20 protein-coding genes are annotated in these 20,455 nt (G+C 45.4%); 5 read left to right on the plus strand and 15 right to left on the minus strand.

Features of this window, described 5'->3' with window-relative positions:
* The first annotated feature begins 11 nt into the window (after positions 1-11).
* Complete coding sequence (locus tag FD974_RS07265; protein WP_215363912.1) at positions 12-2,024, plus strand: TRAP transporter fused permease subunit; 2,013 nt, start codon at positions 12-14, stop codon at positions 2,022-2,024.
* Positions 2,025-2,100: 76 nt separating this feature from the next.
* On the opposite strand, the gene FD974_RS07270 is transcribed toward FD974_RS07265, so the two are convergent.
* Positions 2,101-3,234: a mandelate racemase/muconate lactonizing enzyme family protein gene (locus FD974_RS07270; protein WP_215363914.1), complete on the minus strand. Its 1,134-nt coding sequence runs from the start codon at positions 3,232-3,234 to the stop codon at positions 2,101-2,103.
* A gap of 221 nt (positions 3,235-3,455) precedes the next feature.
* On the opposite strand from FD974_RS07270, the gene FD974_RS07275 reads away from it, so the two are divergent.
* Positions 3,456-4,832 carry a M23 family metallopeptidase gene (locus FD974_RS07275; protein WP_215363917.1) on the plus strand — a complete coding sequence of 459 codons (1,377 nt, stop codon included), beginning with the start codon at positions 3,456-3,458 and terminating at the stop codon, positions 4,830-4,832.
* Between the two features lie 15 nt (positions 4,833-4,847).
* On the opposite strand, the gene FD974_RS07280 is transcribed toward FD974_RS07275, so the two are convergent.
* Positions 4,848-5,288, minus strand: coding sequence for a universal stress protein (locus FD974_RS07280; RefSeq protein ID WP_215363919.1), 441 nt, complete (start codon positions 5,286-5,288; stop codon positions 4,848-4,850).
* A 72-nt stretch (positions 5,289-5,360) separates the two neighbouring features.
* Here FD974_RS07280 and FD974_RS07285 point away from each other — a divergent pair, with 72 nt between their 5' ends.
* Together FD974_RS07285 and FD974_RS07290 are read left to right on the plus strand one after the other, a co-directional pair.
* Positions 5,361-5,777, plus strand: coding sequence for a DUF2177 family protein (locus FD974_RS07285; protein WP_251374561.1), 417 nt, complete (start codon positions 5,361-5,363; stop codon positions 5,775-5,777).
* Between the two features lie 12 nt (positions 5,778-5,789).
* Complete coding sequence (locus FD974_RS07290; RefSeq protein WP_215363923.1) at positions 5,790-7,421, plus strand: SulP family inorganic anion transporter; 1,632 nt, start codon at positions 5,790-5,792, stop codon at positions 7,419-7,421.
* Here the strand turns inward: FD974_RS07290 and FD974_RS07295 are convergent.
* Complete coding sequence (locus FD974_RS07295; RefSeq protein WP_215363927.1) at positions 7,418-8,149, minus strand: sulfite exporter TauE/SafE family protein; 732 nt, start codon at positions 8,147-8,149, stop codon at positions 7,418-7,420. The genes FD974_RS07290 and FD974_RS07295 overlap by 4 nt on opposite strands.
* A 79-nt stretch (positions 8,150-8,228) precedes the next feature.
* Here FD974_RS07295 and FD974_RS07300 point away from each other — a divergent pair, with 79 nt between their 5' ends.
* Positions 8,229-8,987 (plus strand): helix-turn-helix domain-containing protein, encoded by a 759-nt coding sequence (locus tag FD974_RS07300; RefSeq protein ID WP_215363929.1) that lies wholly within the window; start codon positions 8,229-8,231, stop codon positions 8,985-8,987.
* 5 nt (positions 8,988-8,992) lie between these two features.
* Here FD974_RS07300 and FD974_RS07305 read toward each other — a convergent pair whose 3' ends face one another.
* The 12 genes from FD974_RS07305 to FD974_RS07360 form a co-directional block, all read right to left on the minus strand.
* On the minus strand, positions 8,993-9,253 hold the full coding sequence (locus tag FD974_RS07305) for a hypothetical protein (RefSeq protein WP_215363932.1): 261 nt from the start codon (positions 9,251-9,253) through the stop codon (positions 8,993-8,995).
* Complete coding sequence (locus FD974_RS07310) at positions 9,250-9,453, minus strand: FixH family protein (protein ID WP_215363934.1); 204 nt, start codon at positions 9,451-9,453, stop codon at positions 9,250-9,252. Before FD974_RS07310 ends, FD974_RS07305 begins: the two co-directional genes overlap by 4 nt.
* Positions 9,454-9,482: 29 nt before the next feature.
* Positions 9,483-10,940, minus strand: a complete 1,458-nt coding sequence (gene ccoG, locus FD974_RS07315) for a cytochrome c oxidase accessory protein CcoG (RefSeq protein WP_215363936.1) — start codon at positions 10,938-10,940, stop codon at positions 9,483-9,485.
* 3 nt (positions 10,941-10,943) lie between these two features.
* Positions 10,944-11,867 carry a cytochrome-c oxidase, cbb3-type subunit III gene (gene ccoP, locus FD974_RS07320; protein ID WP_215363938.1) on the minus strand — a complete coding sequence of 308 codons (924 nt, stop codon included), beginning with the start codon at positions 11,865-11,867 and terminating at the stop codon, positions 10,944-10,946.
* Positions 11,864-12,031, minus strand: coding sequence for a cbb3-type cytochrome c oxidase subunit 3 (locus FD974_RS07325; RefSeq protein ID WP_215363942.1), 168 nt, complete (start codon positions 12,029-12,031; stop codon positions 11,864-11,866). The genes ccoP and FD974_RS07325 overlap by 4 nt, the downstream gene beginning before the upstream one ends.
* A 32-nt stretch (positions 12,032-12,063) precedes the next feature.
* On the minus strand, positions 12,064-12,714 hold the full coding sequence (gene ccoO / locus FD974_RS07330) for a cytochrome-c oxidase, cbb3-type subunit II (RefSeq protein ID WP_215363944.1): 651 nt from the start codon (positions 12,712-12,714) through the stop codon (positions 12,064-12,066).
* Between the two features lie 12 nt (positions 12,715-12,726).
* The gene (gene ccoN / locus FD974_RS07335; protein WP_215363947.1) at positions 12,727-14,166 is read right to left on the minus strand and encodes a cytochrome-c oxidase, cbb3-type subunit I; all 1,440 of its coding nucleotides are present in this window, start codon (positions 14,164-14,166) and stop codon (positions 12,727-12,729) included.
* 169 nt (positions 14,167-14,335) lie between these two features.
* A complete protein-coding gene (gene ccoS / locus FD974_RS07340) occupies positions 14,336-14,515 on the minus strand; it encodes a cbb3-type cytochrome oxidase assembly protein CcoS (RefSeq protein WP_215363950.1) in 180 nt (59 codons plus the stop codon).
* Positions 14,516-14,524: 9 nt separating this feature from the next.
* Positions 14,525-16,984 carry a heavy metal translocating P-type ATPase gene (locus FD974_RS07345; protein WP_215363952.1) on the minus strand — a complete coding sequence of 820 codons (2,460 nt, stop codon included), beginning with the start codon at positions 16,982-16,984 and terminating at the stop codon, positions 14,525-14,527.
* 9 nt (positions 16,985-16,993) lie between these two features.
* A complete protein-coding gene (locus tag FD974_RS07350; RefSeq protein WP_215363954.1) occupies positions 16,994-18,229 on the minus strand; it encodes an MFS transporter in 1,236 nt (411 codons plus the stop codon).
* A 55-nt stretch (positions 18,230-18,284) separates the two neighbouring features.
* Positions 18,285-19,040 carry a 2OG-Fe dioxygenase family protein gene (locus FD974_RS07355; protein WP_215363956.1) on the minus strand — a complete coding sequence of 252 codons (756 nt, stop codon included), beginning with the start codon at positions 19,038-19,040 and terminating at the stop codon, positions 18,285-18,287.
* A gap of 24 nt (positions 19,041-19,064) precedes the next feature.
* Positions 19,065-20,360 carry a TAXI family TRAP transporter solute-binding subunit gene (locus FD974_RS07360; RefSeq protein ID WP_215363958.1) on the minus strand — a complete coding sequence of 432 codons (1,296 nt, stop codon included), beginning with the start codon at positions 20,358-20,360 and terminating at the stop codon, positions 19,065-19,067.
* Between the last annotated feature and the right edge of the window lie 95 nt (positions 20,361-20,455).

Raw genomic sequence — 20,455 nt, forward strand, 5'->3', positions numbered from 1 at the left:
TAAGTAGAGACATGACTCAAAACGTAATTGACAACGAAACTCAAGCCAAGCTAGATGCCTTCATTAAAGAAGAGGAAGGTGATTCCAATGACTACAAAGGATTTCTAGCAAAATTTATTACCCTAGTGGCAGTGGGCATGTCTCTCTTTCATCTCTATGCAGCATATTCAATTGTTCCAACCCAAGAATTACGCGTTATTCACGTAGCACTTGTACTCTTTTTAATCTTTTTAAGCTTCCCCATTGCGTCGCGTTTTAAGAACCGACTCATGTGGTGGGACGTCATATTTGCAATTGGCTCGCTATTAATTGCGTATTACATGCTGAGTAATGCAGATGACCTGTTTGACAGAAATACATTTCCAACCCAATTTGATGTTTTTGTGGGGATTTGCCTCATCCTCATGATTCTTGAAGCAGTACGCAGAACCAATGGATTAATTCTAGTAACGGTCACCGTGCTATTCCTGCTATACGCTTTATATGGCAATTACCTCCCTGCTCCATGGACCCACAAAGGATATGATCTCGATCGTTTAGTGGGTTACATGTATATGACGCTTGAAGGTATTTATGGCACAGCAGTAGATGTTTCCGCAACCCTGATTATTTTATTTACGATCTTCGGCGCCTTTTTACAATTTACTGGGGCAGGTAAGTTCTTCATTGACTTCTCCTTTGCCGCCATGGGCGGTAAATCATCTGGCGTAGGTCGCACCATTGTGATGTCTTCATTCCTATTGGGTGGTCCATCTGGCTCTGGTGTAGCCACTACCGTCACAGTAGGTTCTGTTGCTGCGCCTATGTTAGAAAAAGTGGGCTATGAAAAGAATGCTGCCGGGGGATTATTGGCTGCAGGCGGTTTAGGCGCCATTATTTCTCCACCAGTTCTAGGCGCTGCAGCATTCTTGATCGCCGACTTCCTCAAGATCTCGTATTTAGATGTCATTCTGATGGCCACCATACCAACCATCTTGTTTTACCTTGGCTTATTTGTCATGGTGGAAATTGATGTGCGTAAGTATGGAATGAAGAACCTGCAATTTAAGGCAGCTGAAACCGCCTGGCAATTAACCAAAAAATATTGGTTCCACTTTTTCTCGCTCATCTCTATTGTTGTATTCATGATGCTGGGATTCTCACCAATCATGTCCGTCTTTGCAGCAACAATCGTGTCAGCATTTTCAAGCATGTTGCGCGAAGATACTGCCATCATTCCATGGTCCTGGTTCAAAGGTAAAGAGCCATTTTGGTCCGGCCTCTATAAATCTAATCTAACAAAAGCTCTTGCGGCTGGATCAACTGGAGTGTTGGCAATCGCCGCAACCTGTGCTGGCGCGGGCCTTATCGTAGGTACCGTTACTTTAACGGGCTTGGGCCTCAAATTTAGCGCTATCGTCATTCAATATGCGGGCGGCTCACTATTGCTCACAGCTATTTTCACTGGTTTAGTTGTCTGGGTCGTTGGCTTAGCCGTACCAGTAACAGCGTCTTATATTATTTGTGCCGTCATTGCTGCGCCTGCCCTCATTAACTTGGGTGTACCTGATTTTGCAGCGCATATGTTTATCTTCTACTACGCTGTTCTCTCTGAGGTCTCGCCTCCAACAGCCCTCTCGCCATTTGCGGCGGCAGCGATCTGTAAAGGCAACCCCTACAAGACAACATTACAGACTTGGAAGTATGTTGCCCCCGCCATCTTGGTGCCATTTATGTTTGTCTTAGACAAGTCTGGAGTGAGCCTGTTGTTGATGGGCTCGACTACTGCATTGGCTCAGGCCGACTGGAGTCAAATTGCCTGGATCTCCTTTACCGCAGTCATGGGTGTTATCTGCCTTGCAGGAGGATTACAAGGTTGGTTCATTGAGAAGACTAATGTATTTGAGCGAGTCGTAATGGTTGCTTCAGGTGTTGCGCTCGCCTATCCTGCGAATGAAGCCGATTTATTAGGCTTTGCAGGATTTGGCATCGTACTCCTCACACAAGCATTCAGAAACCGCCGCCTTCGAAGACTTTCGCCGTAGGTTGAACGGCATCAGACAATAAAAAAATCCCGCCTCATGTGCGGGATTTTTTATTTCTCACGACAGTCGTCAATTATTAGGTAATCTTAGTCCAAGCTGCTTTACCGGCATACTTTTTAACTGCAGCTTCATCAAACTCAAAACCCAGTCCAGGAGTCTGGTGCAAAATCAAATCACCATTCTTAAAGGCCAATTGTTTGTTGATCAATCTGCGGAAATTGAGCACCTGATCATCTAAGAAAAACTCAACGAATCGCGCATTCGGAGTTGACGCAACCAAAGGGGCATGAAGGTCATGCATCCAGTGAGGGCAAACAATAACCCCTTTCAAATCCGCATAAGCAGAAATGCGACGCCATTCTGTAATACCACCACATACAGCAGCGTCTGATTGCAAAATGGCTGCGCCACCGGCATCAATTAACTCCCTAAAACGCCAGCGCCCAGCTTCCATCTCGCCTGTTGCCACATTGATTTTGGTTTGCTTAGCGAGAGCAGCATGAAGATCAATAGCATCGGGAGAAAAAGGCTCTTCAATCCAGTATGGGTTGTAAGCTTCGAAACGTCGAATGTATTCAAGAGCAGTAGGTAGATCTCGCCAGGCATTATTCGCATCCAGAGTCAGTAAAACGTCCTCACCAACTGCCTTGCGTGCCGCCTTCACGCGAGCCTCCTCTTCACTAGGGGATAAGCGACCCACTTTCATCTTGACTGCCTTAAAGCCCTGCTTAACGTAAGATTCCATTTCTTTACCAAGCTTGGCAGGGGTTTTGCCCTCTAAATAATATCCACCACTAGCGTAAGCAGGAACGCGATCATCCACAACGGATCCTAGGTACTGGTGAAGTGGTAACTTTGCAGCCCGCGCGTTTAAATCCCACAGAGCCGTATCCAAAATAGAGATGCCACGCATCACAGCTCCCGCGCGACCCTGCAGAATGGATTCGTTATACATATCTATCCACAAACCTTCGCTGCGATGACTGTTTTGCCCAATCAACTTAGGGGCCAATAATTGCTCTACAGCAAGCTTAGCAATATCGCCTCCAGCACTACCAACATAGCAAAAGCCTATGCCCTCATTACCGTCTTTACCCCTTACCTTCACCAAGCAATAGTGGCGTTCCGATACAGTGCGCGTAGAAAATGAGGTAACTTTATCGAGGGGAACCGCCACTGCGGCAACTGAGACGGAATCGATAATAGGCATGAGAGTTCCTTTAATTAAAAAAAGATTGTATCGACAACCTAAAGCACTTTCCTTGACCTGCTTCAATAGAAAAATGCTGCACTACAACATAAAAAATGAATCCTACCAAGACAATATTGGATAATTGAGAGGTGAAAATACGAATAAGCCATCTGCCTTCTTTGTTCAAGAATGCAATTCAGAGTATTTACCCTCTTCTAATAGGGGTGACCCTCGCGCTAATGCTAGGTTCCCTGCAATCTGCGAAGGCGCAACAAACTTCGCCAGTGAATAAGGCAACCAATAAAGCGCCTCAAGTTAAACAAAAAAAGAGCCCCGCTAATACTCCCCAGGCAGGAATCAAGCTTCAAGATAAATCAACTAATACTAGCTACAAGAGTACTAGCTTAGATCCCGAACTATTCGGACGCTCTAGTAAAGCGTATAGCGGTCAAGTCGATAACAACTTAGATTACCGAGTGCAACGGGGCTGCATACGCCGTAGTCTGAATGATGATGATTTGCCTGCCAACATCGGCATTAATGATCAGGACTTCAATGATTTCTTTAAATCCCAAACAAAAGGTTTTTTTGATCGTGTGCGAGGTAGCTGCATTCCCTATGCATTGGCTCTCGGTAATCGCAATCGATTTGAATCGCTGAGCATTATGAATGGCCCGGTCCAAGATGCCAAAACCGAAATTTGGACTTTCACTCCTTCTGCAGCAGGTGGCTTCTTAATCCAGCAAGATTATCTGAAGGATGAGTCCAAACGCTTTACTGAAATTCAACTCCCTCTAAGCGATGTTTTGTATGACCCCAAGAAAGTTGGCGATCAATTACCAGTAGAGTTAGTCTGGGAGCTCAACTCCTTGATTAAACAAATCTACCCAGAAGAAAACAATGCGTTAGAGAATACTGGTAGTGTTGTCCGACTTATTGTTGACTTCGGAGACAAGGAGCGCTGGGCGCAAATTTGGGCAGCTGAAATTATTGATCCTGGCTCTGGCGAAGTCTTTTCAAGTGCATTCTGGGTTGAGCGGCCAGACATCCCGGGCGGGTTTTTTACGGCCGATGGAGAATCGATCGAGCGCACCTTCTGGACAAACCCATTGAGTTATCGGCGTATTTCTCGGGGAGTTGGAAGTGTAAGGGCATCTAGCAAGAAAGCAGCGCCCACGAAAAACGGCGCCCCTGCTGCACCGCCCAAGCAACGCTATCGCACCCACATGGGTATTGACTATTCAGCTCCAACAGGAACGCCCGTATTTAGCGTTGCCACAGGGAAAGTAGTTCACCGAGGCTACAGCGGTGCCTTTGGGAACTTGATTATTCTCGAACACCCCGGCAACTACCGCACATACTATGCGCATTTAAGCGCTTACAACACTGAGTTGGAACTTGGAAATGAAGTGCGGCGCGGCTTTGAAATTGGCTACGTTGGATCAACCGGCCGATCCACCGGGCCACATCTCCACTTTGAGTTAAGAAAAGATGGCATCTATTTAGATCCTTACAGCACTAAAAACGAATTAGATCTCTGGAATATGCGTGACAGCGATAGTGGATTGTTAACGAGAGAAATCCTTTTGCTCGGCACGCCCATCTTAAAAGAGTAATCGCAATAACAATAGCTAAGCCAAAACCAATACCGGCATCTTCGAGTGAACAATCACCTCATGGGTTTCACTGCCCAATAAGATATTTTTGATACCAGTACGTTTATGTGATGCCATCACAATGACGTCAGCCTTTGCCTTTTTAGCACCCTCCAAAATACCCTCTGCCAAATTGGTATTGGCAATATGGAGTGTTTTTGCTTTATGGCTTGAACCCAAAACTGTAATTGACTTTTTAAATACATCAGCAGCAAAAGCTGCACATACCTTCTGATGGTCTTTTTGCGAAATGCCATAACCCATGGTGCTATCGGAGTAGATCATTGGGGGTAATGGATCAGAGACATAAATCAAGGTGATTGCTGCCCCATCTCGCGAAGCAAGCTCAGCGACTTTCTTTAGGGACTTTTTGCTCACATCTGAACCATCAACCGGCACGAGAAAATGTTTAAACATGTTAACCCCCTTAATTGAACCGTCAAATACTTCTTTAGATCATAATACTTATATCAATCTGCAGGCACAAAAATGAAGGGGATAGATTTGCTCAAATACTTAGCGGTATATTTTTCTTTTTTTATTGCACTACTCATTATCGATTTCATCTGGCTGCTAGGTGTTGCTAAAAATCTGTACCGCACAGAAATGGGCTCTTTAATGGCAAATGAACCCAATCTTTGGGCCGGGCTCGGTTTTTACCTTCTCTATGCCTTGGGCGCCACTATTTTTGTCATCGTTCCAGCGCTGTCAAAGCAGTCTTGGTTATATGCACTGCAATATGGCGCCTTATTTGGCTTCTTTTGCTATATGACCTACGATCTCACCAATTTAGCCGTCATCAAAGATTTCCCCACGCGACTTGCTTTCATAGATATTGCCTGGGGCGCTAGCGTAACTGCGATATCAGCCACCTTAGCCTACTGGATTGGTAGTAAAGTTTCATAAAATACGAATCTTATGAAACTCTTTCATCCACGCCTTCTCGATTCCTTTCATGGCTATAACGGCGCCCTCTTTACTAAAGACGTGCTTGCCGGTATCACCGTCGGAATTGTGGCGCTACCTCTGGCAATGGCCTTTGCTATTGCCAGCGGCTTAAAGCCAGAAGCAGGGATTTTTACCGCCATTATTGCGGGAGGATTAATCTCACTTCTAGGCGGTAGTCGCGTACAAATTGGGGGGCCAGCTGGCGCATTCATCGTCATTGTTTATGGCATCGTGGATCGCTACGGCATTGCTAACCTATTGCTAGCTACAGCCATGTCAGGTGTGTTTTTATTTCTGATGGGAATGCTAAGGCTAGGAACCTTAATTCGCTTTATTCCAGTTGCCGTGATTATTGGCTTTACTAATGGTATTGCTGTTCTTATTGGGCTATCTCAGATTAAAGAATTCTTTGGTTTGCAGATCGCCAAAATGCCTGCCGAATTCTTTCTTGCTATTCAAGCGCTGTATGCAGCAGCTGACACGGTTAATCCCATTGCGCTAGGCCTATCCGTTGGAAGCCTGGTCCTGTTGATCACCTGGAGAAAATATCAGAAGCGCCTCGGATTTGCGGGCCATATACCTGGTACCGTTGTTGCTATGGCAGTAGCCACTATTGTCACTAGTATTTTTAGCTTACCTGTTGATACTATTGGTAGCCGCTTTGGCGGCATCCCTTCGGGCTTACCCAGTTTTGAATGGATTCCAGTCACATGGAGTACGGCCCAGTTTGTCATTGCACCGGCTATTACCTTAGCCTTACTTGGCGCCATTGAATCTTTGCTTTGTGCGCGCATAGCTGATGGACTCATACATGATCGTCATGAATCTAACCAAGAACTCATGGCGCAAGGCATCGCCAACTTTGTCAGTCCATTTTTTGGTGGCATGCCTGCAACGGGAACGATTGCACGCACCGTCACCAATGTTCAAAGTGGTGCCCGCACCCCTATTGCTGGAATCGTGCACTCACTTACCCTGCTGGTGATTATTTTGTTTGGCGCACCACTAGCCAAAAATATTCCCTTAGCAAGTCTAGCGGCTATTTTGATGTTTGTTGCTTGGAATATGGGTGAGTGGAGAAAATTTATCGACCTCAAGCAATTTCGCATGCCTTATCGCATCACCATGTTGAGTGTCTTTTTGCTCACGGTTGTTTTAGATCTTACTGTAGCAATCCAAGTTGGTCTACTCTTAGCGTTTGTTACTTTCATCTACCGAATTTCTAGCCTGTCTCGCTCTGAGAGCGTTAACCCCCAAGACTTCCCAGCACTTCAAAATCAAGAGGGAAAGATCACTGCATTACGCCTTTATGGCTCTATCTTTTTTGGTGCAGTCAAACTCATTGAAAAAATTGAAACTGAATTGCCCACAAAGGCACTGGTTCTTGACTTCAAAAACGTCATCTATATTGATGTATCAGGAATGGATGCCATTCTGGAATTAGAACGGACATGCAAGTCGCAAGGAGTAAAGTTGATTATTTGTGGGTTAGCGCACCAACCTCATGAGATGGCGGCGCGGGCAGGTTTATTTGAGCTTGTTCCGGCAGACTGCATCTACCCAGATCTCGCAAAAGGCATTACCGCAAGCGCTGAGATTTAAGTAATACAAAAACCGCCTTTTAATAGAGCCTCTGGTAAAAACCAGGCACGATATAAACCGAAAAATCCGGCTACAAATAATAATAAAGCGGCCAAGTATCGCACCCAGACATATTGACCAAATTGGGTCAGCGCTGCAGAAAATTTAGAAATCAATAGCAAATTGGGTAAGGTACCCAAGCCAAATGCCAACATCAATCCAGCACCGGTTAAAACATCTCCCGATAAGAATGCGAGTGGTAATACGCTATAGACCAAACCGCAAGGAACTAAACCCCACAACATCCCGCTAAACCAACGCGAAGATCCCCGTGTAAATCTGCCCAAGTATTTCCCCCAATAAGTAGCCATTTGGGTGCCTAGCCATTTACCCAAAAATAATGGGTTTGATGAATCCTGACGCAATAAACGTATTCCCATCAAGATCAAGATGATCGAAGTCAGGGCAAATAGAGGACGTTGAATGGGCACCATATTTTGTTGCCAGACCACTACTCCAACCCAAGCTGCAAGCGCACCAAGAATGACATAGGTTGAGATGCGTCCCAAATGCATGATGAGTTGCAAATAAAAGAGCTGCGCTTTACTTTGCAGCGGGATAACAGTTTGCGCTTGCCGATCCTCTCGACGTTCAATGGCTGCAGCAATACCTCCACACATCAGGGCACAATGCCAGCCGCTGACTAAAGCGCCCAAAAAAACAGCAAGTAAGAGACTAGTGGTTAACATATCTTGTCAATCAGGGTAAAGGTATGCAAATATTGCTCATATCCTAGTAGAATAAACTGGTCTGATAACTTGATCCAATATGAATTACACCAGCTCGGATGCCCCTAGTAGCAAATGCTCAGTCTGTGTACTGGGACAGTTTTGCTTGCCGGTAGGCATTAGCGCAAGCGACATAGCTAAGATCGACACCTTAGTCAAAGATCGGGTTCACCTTCAAAAAGGAGAGGCCCTCTATCGCTATGGTGACCCCCTTAATGCGGTTTTCAGCGTTCGTTTTGGCACCCTTAAAACAGAGTATGGCCTGGAAGATGGTCGCCAACAGGTTATTGGCTTTCACTTACCTGGCGAAATCTTAGGTCTAGACGGCATTGGTGACGGACATTACCAATCTGAAGCTATTGCATTAGAAGAGAGTGAAGTCTGCATCATTCGCTATGCTGCATTTGAGGATTTAGCACGCCAGATTCCAGTTCTACAGCAACAGTTTCACCGCATCCTCAGTCGAGAGTTAACTCAAGACCAACGTCATTTACTTTCTTTGGGTAGTTTGCGCGCTGAAGAACGACTTGCTGCCTTTTTGCTTAATCTGTCGCAACGGCTTGCAGCGCGAGGCTACCAAGACAATGAGTTTGATTTGCGGATGAGCAGAGTGGAAATTGGCAGCTATCTTGGCATTCAAATTGAGACCGTCAGTCGCATGCTATCGCGTTTTGCCGAATCAGGCTTAATTCAAATAAAACAACGGCACATCAAGCTCATTGATATGGATGGTCTTTATGAATTGGCTGGGGTACCCAACCCAGAACGCAGTATTCCCATCAAGCCAGTTACAGCCTAGAATTTTTAAACCAAGCTCTGATCAGAGTCTTTAGAGTTACCCGGACAAATTCCAGGAAGAATATAGACAGTTAAAGCGCTGGAAATTGAACAGAAAATCCAGATTAAGAAAAATCCAATCGTGTAAATTCCTTCATCAGAAATATTTGGGCGATGTCCAAAAAAAAGCATTTCTGATGGATGAATCAAACTAAATAAGAGGCCTTCAGCCAGAATAGAAACCAAAAATGATGGCCACATAATCCAGATGAAGAGGCGATACTTCATTTGGCAACCTGCTCTACTTTAATTTGCTCAACCTTTAAACCACGTTTGACTACCCCATCTCTAACCGGCTTGTCAGCGTACAGGGTGACAGCCAAATAGATGGTGATAATGCAGCCAATCGCCGCAACTGCAGGGCCGCTAATTAAGAGCCAGGGCCATAGTTGCTTGAACCAAGGTTTGTTAGCGTGCTGATCAGACATATTCATATTCTCTTTACTCTACTATATTTTTAGCGGGGAATAATAAAGCTCGATTTTTCATCACGTTTTCGGGTAATCATCTCATTACCAGATAACTCATGTCCAACTACATCAAAGTGAATTGGGTAATTGCCAGGCTCATTAACACCCGTTGTGGTACTTACTTTAATCGGCATCAATAAATTACTGGATGGCGCCACTTCAATCTCAGTAATTACCTGACCACGAGAATCCAGAATTCTTAAATCTTCCAAACCAGTGGCCTTCACTTGCACGTTCATATTATTTTCAGAGGCATTCATGATCTGAATTCGGTAAATATTTTCTATGCGTACCCCATCTACTTCACGCGCTAAAGCACCACGATCCCGCATAACGTCAACACGCAATGGATTTCTAGTTACAAGAGAAATCAAGAAGATGCTCGTTAAAACTGTAAGCAATGCAGTGTAAATCAAGACACGGGGTCGCAAGATGTGCTTAATCGCACTTTGATTCGACTCCCTATCTTCAATAGCGCGTTCAGTGGTGTAGCGAATGAGTCCTTTTGGATAGTCGACTTTCTCCATGACCTGATCGCAAGCATCAATACAGGCGCCACAGCCAATACACATATACTGCAAGCCATCACGAATATCAATTCCCGTCGGGCAAACTTGCACGCAAATACTGCAATCCACACAATCGCCAAGACCTAAGGAAGAATGGTCAGCTGATTTACTGCGACTTCCTCTTGGCTCACCACGAACCTTATCGTAAGTCACCAGGAAAGTATCTTTATCCACCATCACACTTTGGAAGCGTGCATATGGACACATATATTTACAAACTTGCTCACGCATAAAGCCAGCATTACCCCAAGTTGCAAAGCTATAGAAACAGAGCCAGAATGTTTGCCAAGGGCCTAATGAGAGATGGATTAAGGCCGAGCCCAGAGTAGTAATGGGGGTGAAGTAACCAATGAAGGTAAAGCCCGTCCAAAATGCAATGAGCAGCCATAAGAAATGCTTAGTGATTTTGAGGCGCCACTTACGCAAGCTCCAAGGCCACTCTTCGCCATCCAAACGAATCCGCGCAAAACGATCGCCCTCCACTTTGCGCTCGATCCACATAAAGATCTCGGTGTAAACCGTTTGTGGGCAGGCATAGCCACAAAATAATCGCCCCGCAATAGCCGTAAACAGAAAAAGAGCGAGCGCGGAGAGGATCAGCAAGAGCGTGAGGTAAATCACGTCCTGCGGCCATAAGACAATGCCGAAGATATAAAACTTACGCTGAATTAAATCAAAAAGAACTGCTTGACGACCATTCCAATCAATCCATGGGAGACCATAAAAGAGTAATTGGGTAGCAAATACCAGTATGAAACGCCAGCGGGCAAACAGCCCGCTTACAGAGCGCGGGTAAATCTTTCGCCGGACCTCATAAAGAGATTCTTCTATGATATCAATGGGAATAGGTTTCCCAACCGGCGAATTATCTGACACTAGTTACTTAGCCTGAGTAGGTTTGTTATTGGATAGACTCCAGACATAGGCAGTCAAAAGATGGATTTTCTCTGGGCTCAAGACTTTATCTTGAGAAGGCATCATAGCCATACGACCCTTGGTTACCGTCTCCACAATTGCTGCCTCAGAGCCACCATATAACCAAGTTTTATCGGTCAAGTTCGGTGCACCCAAAACAATATTGCCTTTTCCATCTGCGCCATGACAGGCTGCGCAATTCGCCTTGTAGACATCAGCACCACGAGCAGCCTTCAGGTCATCAGACGGCAATCCAGACAAGCTACGAACATAGTTAGCAACATCAACAATTTGCTTGCTATCCAATTGCGGGAATGGAGGCATTACACCTGCACGACCATTAATCAATGTAGTCTTGATATTTTCTGGTGAACCGCCATACAGCCAGTCACCATCAGTCAAATTCGGGAAGCCTTTAGCGCCACCAGCATCAGAGCCATGGCACTGCGCGCAAGAATTTAAGAACAAACGCTGACCCATTTCACGAGCCTTTGGATCTGCGGCCACTTGCTCGATATCCATCTGAACATACTTCGCATAGACAGGCTTTAACTCTTCATTCGCATCTGTCATCGAACTCATCAACGCGCCATCAGTGGTATAACCGAGAACACCAGGGAAAGATCCTAGACCAGGAAATAAGACTAGGTACACCAAGGCAAAGATACAGAAAATTAAATACATCCATGCCCACCAACGTGGGAGTGGGTTATTCAACTCACGTAAATTACCATCCCATACGTGCCCAGTATCCGCTACTGCCCCATCAGCTGTATGGATAACTTTAGCTTTACGCTGTGAAGCGAGTAGCCAGATACACCAAACAATACCGACCAATGAAACGAGTGCAATGTAATCACTCCAAGCACCACTAAAAAAGTCACTCATGATTTGTCCTTGCTAAATTCATCCGGAAGATCAAATGGAAGTTCGGCAGATTCTTCATTAGCCTTCTTTCTACCTGGAGACCAAGCCCACCAAACAATCCCAATAAAAACAACCAATCCAATGACTGTTGAAAATGCGGAGAGATAGGGGGCGATCTGTTCCATTTAATTTATATAGTGTTAATTAATATTCGTGCTTACTTTGCTACTACTTCGTCTACGGTGATGTAACGACGAGAGATGCCTAAACCTTGGAGGTAAGCAATCAAAGCATCCTCTTCCGTTTTACCTTCTAGCTCTTTAGGAGCATTAGCAATCATTTCATCAGTGTATGGAATACCTAAACGACGCATTGCAACCATATGGGCTTGAATCGATGAAGTTTCAGCAGCATTTTTTGCTAACCATGGATAGCCAGGCATATTAGACTCAGGAACTACATCGCGAGGATTGCGCAAATGAATACGATGCCAATCATCGGAGTAACGAGCACCAACACGGGCTAGATCCGGGCCAGTACGTTTGCTGCCCCACAAGAATGGGTGGTCATATACAGACTCACCAGCCAAAGAGTAAGGGCCATAACGCTCTACTTCAGAGCGCAAGGTACGAATCTGCTGAGAGTGGCAACCAACACAACCCTCGCGCTGGTATACATCTCTGCCGGCTAAACGCAAGGCGGTGTATGGCTCAATACCAGGGCTTGGTTCAGTAGTAGTGTGCTGGAAGAATAAGGGCACAATCTGCACCAAACCAGCAATCGACACTACCAAAATCGTAGCAATGATTAACCAGCCAACGTTCTTCTCAAGCGTTCCATGGGAAAAGAATTTATTTTCGCTAGACATTTTCTTCTCCTCTTAGTGTTCAGCCACGGCCATTGGAATCGGCGCATTGACAAAAGTTTTACCTTGGACTGTTTTGAAGACGTTATAGGCCATCAAGAACATACCGCTGAGATAGCACAGGCCACCCAATAAACGAATTACATAGAACGGATAGGTTGCTTTAACTGACTCAACGAAGCTGTAAGTCAAAGTACCATCGGCTTCGAATGCTCTCCACATGAGACCTTGCATTACGCCAGCAATCCACATTGCAGCGATGTAGAGAACAACACCAATCGTAGCAATCCAGAAGTGCAGTTCAATCCAGCGCACGTTATACATTTCTTTCTGTCCCACTAAACGTGGAATCAAGTAGTACAGCGAGCCGATCGTAATCATTGCAACCCAACCTAAAGCGCCTGAGTGCACGTGACCAATAGTCCAGTCTGTGTAATGTGACAAGCTATTCACAGTCTTAATAGACATCATGGAACCTTCAAAGGTAGACATACCGTAGAAAGAAAGTGCCACTACCAAGAATTTCAGAATAGGATCTTGACGCAATTTGTACCAAGCACCTGACAAAGTCATAATGCCGTTGATCATGCCGCCCCAAGAAGGTGCCAACAAAATCAATGAGAACACGGTACCTAAAGATTGAGTCCAGTCAGGTAATGAAGTGTGTTGCAAGTGATGAGGACCTGCCCACATATAAGTGAAGTTCAAAGCCCAAAAGTGAACAATCGATAAGCGATAGGAATAGATCGGGCGATCAGCCTGCTTAGGGATGAAGTAGTACATCATGCCCAAGAAGCTTGTGGTCAAGAAGAAGCCAACTGCATTGTGACCATACCACCACTGCACCATCGCGTCTTGTACACCAGCATAAGCAGAATAGGATTTCCACAACGTTGCTGGCATCTCCAGGTTATTGAAGATATGCAAAATAGCAATAGTCAAGATGTACGCACCGAAGAACCAGTTCGATACATAAATATGTTTCGTCTTACGCTTCATGATGGTGCCGAAGAACACCACTGCATAGGCAACCCAAACCAGGGTAATGAGCACGTCAATTGGCCACTCTAATTCAGCGTACTCTTTAGAAGTGGAGTAACCCAGCGGCAAAGTGATTGCAGCTAAAACAATTACCAGTTGCCAGCCCCAAAACGTAAATGCCGCTAATTTGTCACAAAAGAGTCTTGCTTGACTAGTACGCTGCACGATGTAGTAAGAGGTCGCAAACAACGCCGAGCCACCAAAGGCAAAAATCACCGCATTGGTGTGCAGTGGACGCAAGCGACCATAACTTAACCATGGAATATTTAAGGTGATATCAGGCCAGATGAGCTGAGCAGCTAGCACTACCCCAACTAACATACCGACAATTCCCCAAAGTACGGTGACAATGGCAAACTGACTGACTACCTTGTAATTGAAGGTATCTTGATTGTTCCCCACGGTAAGTCCCATGGTTTCTCCTTTTTGGTGACCAAACAGCGACATAATTCAAATAGACTGCGGCAATTATCGAAGTAAGCCGCCTGTGGTGTTTTGATCTACATCAAAAAGGATGCGTGCATTTGCATATCTTTAATGCACATTCAAATAGTCAATTTTTATAAATTATTGTTTTATATAACTATTTTTCAGAGTGCTTACTAACATTTTTAGTATTTGGGGTGTCATCATCCATCAAAATCGCCTCCCCAGGACCCTCCAAATCATCAAATTGACCTGCTTTCACTGACCAATACAAAATCCAAGCCAGTAGCCCGACCAAAATAAGCGATATGGGTATTAAAAGGTATAGACTCTCCATCCCTCTAGTCTAGGCCTTTCTTAGTCGCCAGGCATTTAAAGTGACAGCCAGGGAAGATAAAGACATGCCGATTCCGGCCACCCAAGGATTTACCCATCCCATCATGGCCGCTGGAATGGCCAGCAGGTTGTAGACAAGCGCCCAAATGAGATTTTCCTTAATAATCAATTGGGTCTTATCAGCCAATAACAAGGCTTTAGCTAAAGGAGACAGGGAGCTGGAAGTCAAAATAGCATCCGCCCCCGCCGTTGCCAAAGGCGCACCCGCCCCTACAGCAACTGAAACATCTGCTCTTGCTAATAGTGGAGCATCGTTAATGCCATCGCCAATTGCCCAGACAAAGCGCCCTTCTTGCTGCAGACTCTCAATGTAGTGATATTTATCTTCTGGCGAGCACCCACCCTGAAAAACTGTAATGCCCATTGCTTGAGCCCACCAGGCAACTGTCGCTGGATCGTCCCCAGAAACCAAATGAACGGTGATCTTCCTAGTTTTAGCCGCTGACAATAAATTCTCTAAACCAGCTCTAGGAGTATCTAGGGAAACAAAACTTGCTATTAAACCTTGGTCATCCGCTAAATGCACTTGACCATACTGCCCAGCATTTGCATCGTGACTGCCTTGCAAAATCCCAAGCCAACTGGCACTTCCCAAGCGATAAGTGCCCGAACTTAAACCTTTGCCTAATTGATTTGAAATGGGCTCTACTAAGTCATGCGCGCTAATGTTTTCAGCTTGGGCAGCACGCAGCAAAGAGAGTGCTAAAGGATGCTTTTGCCCTGCCTCCATGGCTGCTGCTAAACCCAATACCTTTTCTCGAGAAAACCCGGATCGAACAATGCGAATTTCAGTAAGCTCTGGCTGACCAATCGTCAGAGTGCCTGTTTTATCCAAGACTAAATCTGTCGCTTTAACCAGACCCTCTAAAACATGGCCGCGCACAATCAATAGACCAAGTTTAGTTACTGCACCTTGAGCAGCTGCCATCGCAGTTGGTACTGCTAAGGACAAGGCGCAAGGACAACTGGCCACTAACACGGAGACCAATACTGTCCAAGCTCTAGCTGGATCTACGTACCACCAAATTGCAGAAGAAAGAAAAGCAACCACCAATAAGAAGCCTACAAAATAGCCAGCCCATTTCTCGGCAAGACTAACCATCAAAGGCTTTGCTTGCAAAGCCTGATCTAACAAGGAGGCAATACCTGCGATACGTGTGGCTTGACCAACCGCTTCAATTCTCATCAGTAGTGGATTGAGGATATTGTGAGTCCCCGCATAAAGACGATCGCCCACTTTTTTATCTACTGGCTTAGACTCACCCGTCAAAAGAGATTCATCTAAGGCACTTTCATGCTCAATCAAAACGCCATCAGCCGGGACGACATCACCAGGAGGGACTCGCAGCACCTCACCAGGATTACAGTTCACTACCGGCACAATCTCGACCTGCTCTGAGGCTGGGTAATGTAATACACGCTCACAAGTTGCTGGCAGTTGTTTTGCTAAAGCCTCTGCACCGCCTTGGGCATCCTGCCTAGCTAATAGCTCCACATAACGTGCAGCCAAGATAAAAGCGACAAACATAGTGATGGAATCAAAGTAACCTTCACCAGATCCCATGAATAAATTAATTGTTCCGGCTGAAAATGCCAGCGCTAAAGCTAATGCAATGGGAACATCCATTCCCAACATATGTGTTTGACGAAACGACATGACGCTTCGCCATGCAGCCTGAAAAATAGGCCCTGCGGAATACACCATGACTGGAACCGTCAAGACCCAGCTAGTCCACCCCAACAACAAATCATACTCAACAGTGATGTCACTATTTCCCACGTAACTTGGCCATGCATACATCATCACTTGCATCATGCCAAGCATCGCTACGCCCAATCTCGTCAGTAATTGACGTCGCTCTTTTTTTGATTTCTCAATTGATAGGGAGGGCTCAAAGGGCCACGCCTCATAACCAATTCTTTCCACCTCAAAAAGCAAACGGGCTAAACTGGTTTGCTCTGGAGCAAATTCAGCTTTGACTTTTTGACTCACGTAATTAATTTGCACATCTTTAACGCCCGGTATCCGGCGAAGGTGTTGTTCACACAACCAGACGCAAGCAGCACATCGGATCTTTTCTAGACGAAGCGTAGTTTCTAAATGCCCTTCTTCACCGCTGGGACGTGTGTAACGACCCAATAAAGAGGGGTCATCATAAGGCGCTAGGCTTTCAGGGATTTCATTTGAGGCAAGATAGGCAGCGGGCTTATCGCTTGATTGTGCACGGCGCGCATAGAAAACTTCTAGACCTTCTCCATGAATAGTTTGCGCAACTGCCATGCAACCAGCGCAACAAAATTTGCGTACCTCACCGCCCAAAACAAGTTCATAGGAATCACCTGGCAATATAAAGCTGCCACAGTGATAGCAGCTATTGCTTGGAGGATTGGTTTTATCGCTTGAACTCATAAACCCCAACTACCTTGATGATTTATTCGCCCAACCTCGACGACGCTCATAAAGAACAAAGAGAACACCCCATATGACAACGGCAGCATAAGCCCATACCCAAGACATTTGGGTTTCCCGCGAGCCAGTGAGATCCATTACATAACCAAAAATGGCTGGTCCCAAAAGACCTCCGCCAAAGCCCATTAAAGAGTGCAAGCCCATTGCCGCCCCTTTGATATTTTCTTGCGCACTCATCACTAAACCTGCAGTCAAAGTAGCTGAGTCAGCCATGATAAAAATCGTATGGCCTATTGCTAAAACAATAATGAGCCACCAAGACTGGCCAGTAGATAAAGCCAGAGCGACTCCAAAGAGCGCGCTAGTAATCATCACAAAAAATATCCAATTTTGACGGCCAACCTTCAGAGCAACTTCATTACCCAGAATGGATGCCGGCACCCCAAAGAAATTAATTAAGCCCGCTAAAGTCGTTGCCATTAACCAAAAAGGTTCTCCTGAGACAACAGCACAAAATCCAAAAAAAGCGACGATCCAACTACGTGATGCAAATAACTCAATAGAGTGAACGGTATAGCCAAAAATAAATCCAGAGGCAGTTTTATCTTGCAAAACTAAACGCCACTTATCTACAGGAAAAATATCACGTAATCGAATATGAAGGGGGCCATGCCATTTCTCATGTGCTAAGGCTGGGATAAATACGAGCACAATCATTAAAGCTGTAAATGGTCCCAAAGCAATGAAGCCAAATACATAGCGCCAACCTAGAGCACTTAAAAGCCAGCCCGAACACAAATAGGAAAAGCCTGTACCTATACCAAAGAATGCTGTGTAAAAAGCAATATGCCTTGTTAGCTCACCAGTCTTAATGCGATCGGAGAGAATTTTTAATCCCGGCATATAGGTTCCCGCTAAGCCCGCCCCATTTAAAGCCATAAAGATTAAAGCGCTCCAAAAGTTGTAGGCAAAAAGGCTCATACCTAAAAGCCCCAAAGTGGCTGATAAACCTCCGGCAATATAGACTTTTTTGGCATCCACGCGATCAGTCAGCGCGGTTGCCAAGGGGACAGTCAGCATATAACCAAAGAAGAAGGCGCTCGCAATCAGGCCCGATTGCAAATTGCTTAGGTACCACTCATCTTGTAAGGTGGTCAATACAACGGCGTAACATGCAAACCCCAATAGTGCGCAAGTCTGCGCCATGAGCATGAGGGGTGTATAGCCAGTAGGTTTAAAACGCATAGGAGCTTAGCCAATTCGATGAGCCATTCTACTCGCCTATGGTCGCGAGGAGGTCCTACTGTTGACTGCGCTGGGGCGAATCCTGAAACCCATTAGACCTAAACGTCAAGACCAGAGTATCCCGATACCCATACGAGCCAATCGGCTGTATTGGAGTAGATTCATGAATCATGCTTTCATCATTCATGAGGAGCAAAGACCAAGGTTGGGACAAGGTAAATCTCAAACCAGCAGAACCACTCGCCTCAAAAATACGAGTTTCACCGCCCTTAATACCAACACGGTTTAACAAAAAGACAGCAACAAAATCTACGCCATCGCGATGAGCCCCCTCAGGCGTTGGGCGCCCGATACCATCGGTGGTATCAATCCGAAATTGGTGCGCTTCTACAAACCAAGTCTTCACTGGCTTGAGCCCACTCAAAAGACGTCCAAGGCCTAATAAGAGTGCCTGCCAAGCGGCATTGTTAGTCAGCGCAAGCTGGGAAGGCTCAAACCAACGCTCAATTCCACCATGCAGAGCGTTGTAATCAACCGATTGCCAATGTGCGCGGTGAGGAACCATATTCAAGGATTCACGCTCTATTTCGTAGCTAGAATGCCGACGAAAGCGATACCTTCCCCCATCCTTAAGATAGGGATCACGGGGAAGGTCATCCCAAAAAGGAATGAGATCCATCAGCTGCCCAAGAGGCACTCCAGATATCTGCGCAACATCTTCCGCTGAAATCACAGCAAATCCTTTTTGTTTTAAGGATTGCGATACTTCAATAGCAGGAGTGAGGGATGGCGTTAAGCTTGGGAGTGTCATTAAATGATTTTAGGGCAAGAATACTTAGCTATCTACCAAATTTAAGCGGTTACGCACATCACCTACGTGCCCCTTTAAGTCATAGAGCTCTTTAGCATCCAGTAAAGAAACTTTGATATTGCCTACCCTTCTCTCAATCGCAGCTAGTTCCTTAAAGTTTTTCTCCTTAAGAGCGGGATTGTGTGCATTTTTCTCAATGACTTTGAGCTCTTCATACACCTGAGATAACTTTAAGCGTAGCAATAAATTTTTCGTCGCCGAAATGTAAGTCAGCAAAGGCAGGAAGATGACTAACAATGGGATAACAATCTTAATGAAGCGACCAGTCCAAACAGCTGTCCAAAATGGTAAATATCGATGCAAGAAAGATGGTCCATCTTTCATGTAAATTTCTGCATCTACTTGCAAGGGAAAATCTAGACCAACACCTGATGGAAACTCTCCAGGTCGCTGAAGATAAGTGTAAGACTTCAAAATATCGTATGTATCACCTAGCAATAAGGTAACTAGGGCGGGACTAATGTTGTCCTTACCTACAAGCGTGGCAGTTGCAGCAAGTACATCTATGTTTTGCTTTGGGACATCATGCTCAATACTCACGATACCTCGTGGAATAGTTACTTTGGAAAGATAAGGAAATAAGTTTCCATAGGCATCAGCTTGCTCAAAGTTCATTAAACGAATACCAGGAGTTTGATAGAAATCTCGCACAATTGGGGCCTCAGGTGCACTTACCAAGAAAACAGCATCCAACTCCCCTTTCCTGAATTTCTCTAGAGCCTCTATTGGTTTTAATTTCTCGGTAATGAGATCCCCGGCTTTCAAACCAGTTACCTTGAGCAGCTCAGAGCTCAAGGCAAAGGTTCCACTACCTTCATTACCAACCGATACACGCTTCCCCTTTAACTGACTTAATAAACCCAGCTTACCGCCATCACTCTTAAATGCAGACTCTCGATACCAAACCCATACCGGCTCATAAAAGAGACCTGCTAGTGAGACAAGGTGAGGATGTTTAGCGATATCAGCAACACCACCCTGCACTATGGCAAAGTCAACGCCTGAATGTGGATCACTCAATAGAGCTAAGTTCTCAGCAGATCCACCCGTCGTTCTCAGCTTTAGGGAAACGCCCTCTTCTGCAAGTTCGCTCTGAAGCTTCTCTCCAAACACCTGATATAGACCTGTCGGAAAGCCTGTTGCTAACTCAATTGATCTCGGTGGAGGGGGAATCAAAATCCAAAGCGTAGCAAACAAGATGGCTACTACGGCCAAAAAGGCAACTGCAATAGCGAGCGGGTTGTAGATCAGTTTACGCATGACATGGGATGGAAAGTACCGTATCCGCCATTATGCCCCTAGGCATTAGATGGGTAGTAGAATCAAATCCATAAATTAACAATAAATTTTACTGG

The organism is Polynucleobacter sp. es-EL-1, from assembly GCF_018687975.1.
GTDB lineage: Bacteria > Pseudomonadota > Gammaproteobacteria > Burkholderiales > Burkholderiaceae > Polynucleobacter.

Bases quoted from the DNA above. Each gene is read 5' to 3' on its own strand.
- FD974_RS07265 (WP_215363912.1), top strand. From the start codon at position 12: ATGACTCAAAACGTAATTGACAACGAAACTCAAGCCAAGCTAGATGCC.
- FD974_RS07270 (WP_215363914.1), bottom strand. From the start codon at position 3,234: ATGCCTATTATCGATTCCGTCTCAGTTGCCGCAGTGGCGGTTCCCCTC.
- FD974_RS07275 (WP_215363917.1), top strand. From the start codon at position 3,456: ATGCTAGGTTCCCTGCAATCTGCGAAGGCGCAACAAACTTCGCCAGTG.
- FD974_RS07280 (WP_215363919.1), bottom strand. From the start codon at position 5,288: ATGTTTAAACATTTTCTCGTGCCGGTTGATGGTTCAGATGTGAGCAAA.
- FD974_RS07285 (WP_251374561.1), top strand. From the start codon at position 5,361: ATGAAGGGGATAGATTTGCTCAAATACTTAGCGGTATATTTTTCTTTT.
- FD974_RS07290 (WP_215363923.1), top strand. From the start codon at position 5,790: ATGAAACTCTTTCATCCACGCCTTCTCGATTCCTTTCATGGCTATAAC.
- FD974_RS07295 (WP_215363927.1), bottom strand. From the start codon at position 8,149: ATGTTAACCACTAGTCTCTTACTTGCTGTTTTTTTGGGCGCTTTAGTC.
- FD974_RS07300 (WP_215363929.1), top strand. From the start codon at position 8,229: ATGAATTACACCAGCTCGGATGCCCCTAGTAGCAAATGCTCAGTCTGT.
- FD974_RS07305 (WP_215363932.1), bottom strand. From the start codon at position 9,253: ATGAAGTATCGCCTCTTCATCTGGATTATGTGGCCATCATTTTTGGTT.
- FD974_RS07310 (WP_215363934.1), bottom strand. From the start codon at position 9,453: ATGTCTGATCAGCACGCTAACAAACCTTGGTTCAAGCAACTATGGCCC.
- ccoP (WP_215363938.1), bottom strand. From the start codon at position 11,867: ATGAGTGACTTTTTTAGTGGTGCTTGGAGTGATTACATTGCACTCGTT.
- FD974_RS07325 (WP_215363942.1), bottom strand. From the start codon at position 12,031: ATGGAACAGATCGCCCCCTATCTCTCCGCATTTTCAACAGTCATTGGA.
- ccoO (WP_215363944.1), bottom strand. From the start codon at position 12,714: ATGTCTAGCGAAAATAAATTCTTTTCCCATGGAACGCTTGAGAAGAAC.
- ccoN (WP_215363947.1), bottom strand. From the start codon at position 14,166: ATGGGACTTACCGTGGGGAACAATCAAGATACCTTCAATTACAAGGTA.
- ccoS (WP_215363950.1), bottom strand. From the start codon at position 14,515: ATGGAGAGTCTATACCTTTTAATACCCATATCGCTTATTTTGGTCGGG.
- FD974_RS07345 (WP_215363952.1), bottom strand. From the start codon at position 16,984: ATGAGTTCAAGCGATAAAACCAATCCTCCAAGCAATAGCTGCTATCAC.
- FD974_RS07350 (WP_215363954.1), bottom strand. From the start codon at position 18,229: ATGCGTTTTAAACCTACTGGCTATACACCCCTCATGCTCATGGCGCAG.
- FD974_RS07355 (WP_215363956.1), bottom strand. From the start codon at position 19,040: ATGACACTCCCAAGCTTAACGCCATCCCTCACTCCTGCTATTGAAGTA.
- FD974_RS07360 (WP_215363958.1), bottom strand. From the start codon at position 20,360: ATGCGTAAACTGATCTACAACCCGCTCGCTATTGCAGTTGCCTTTTTG.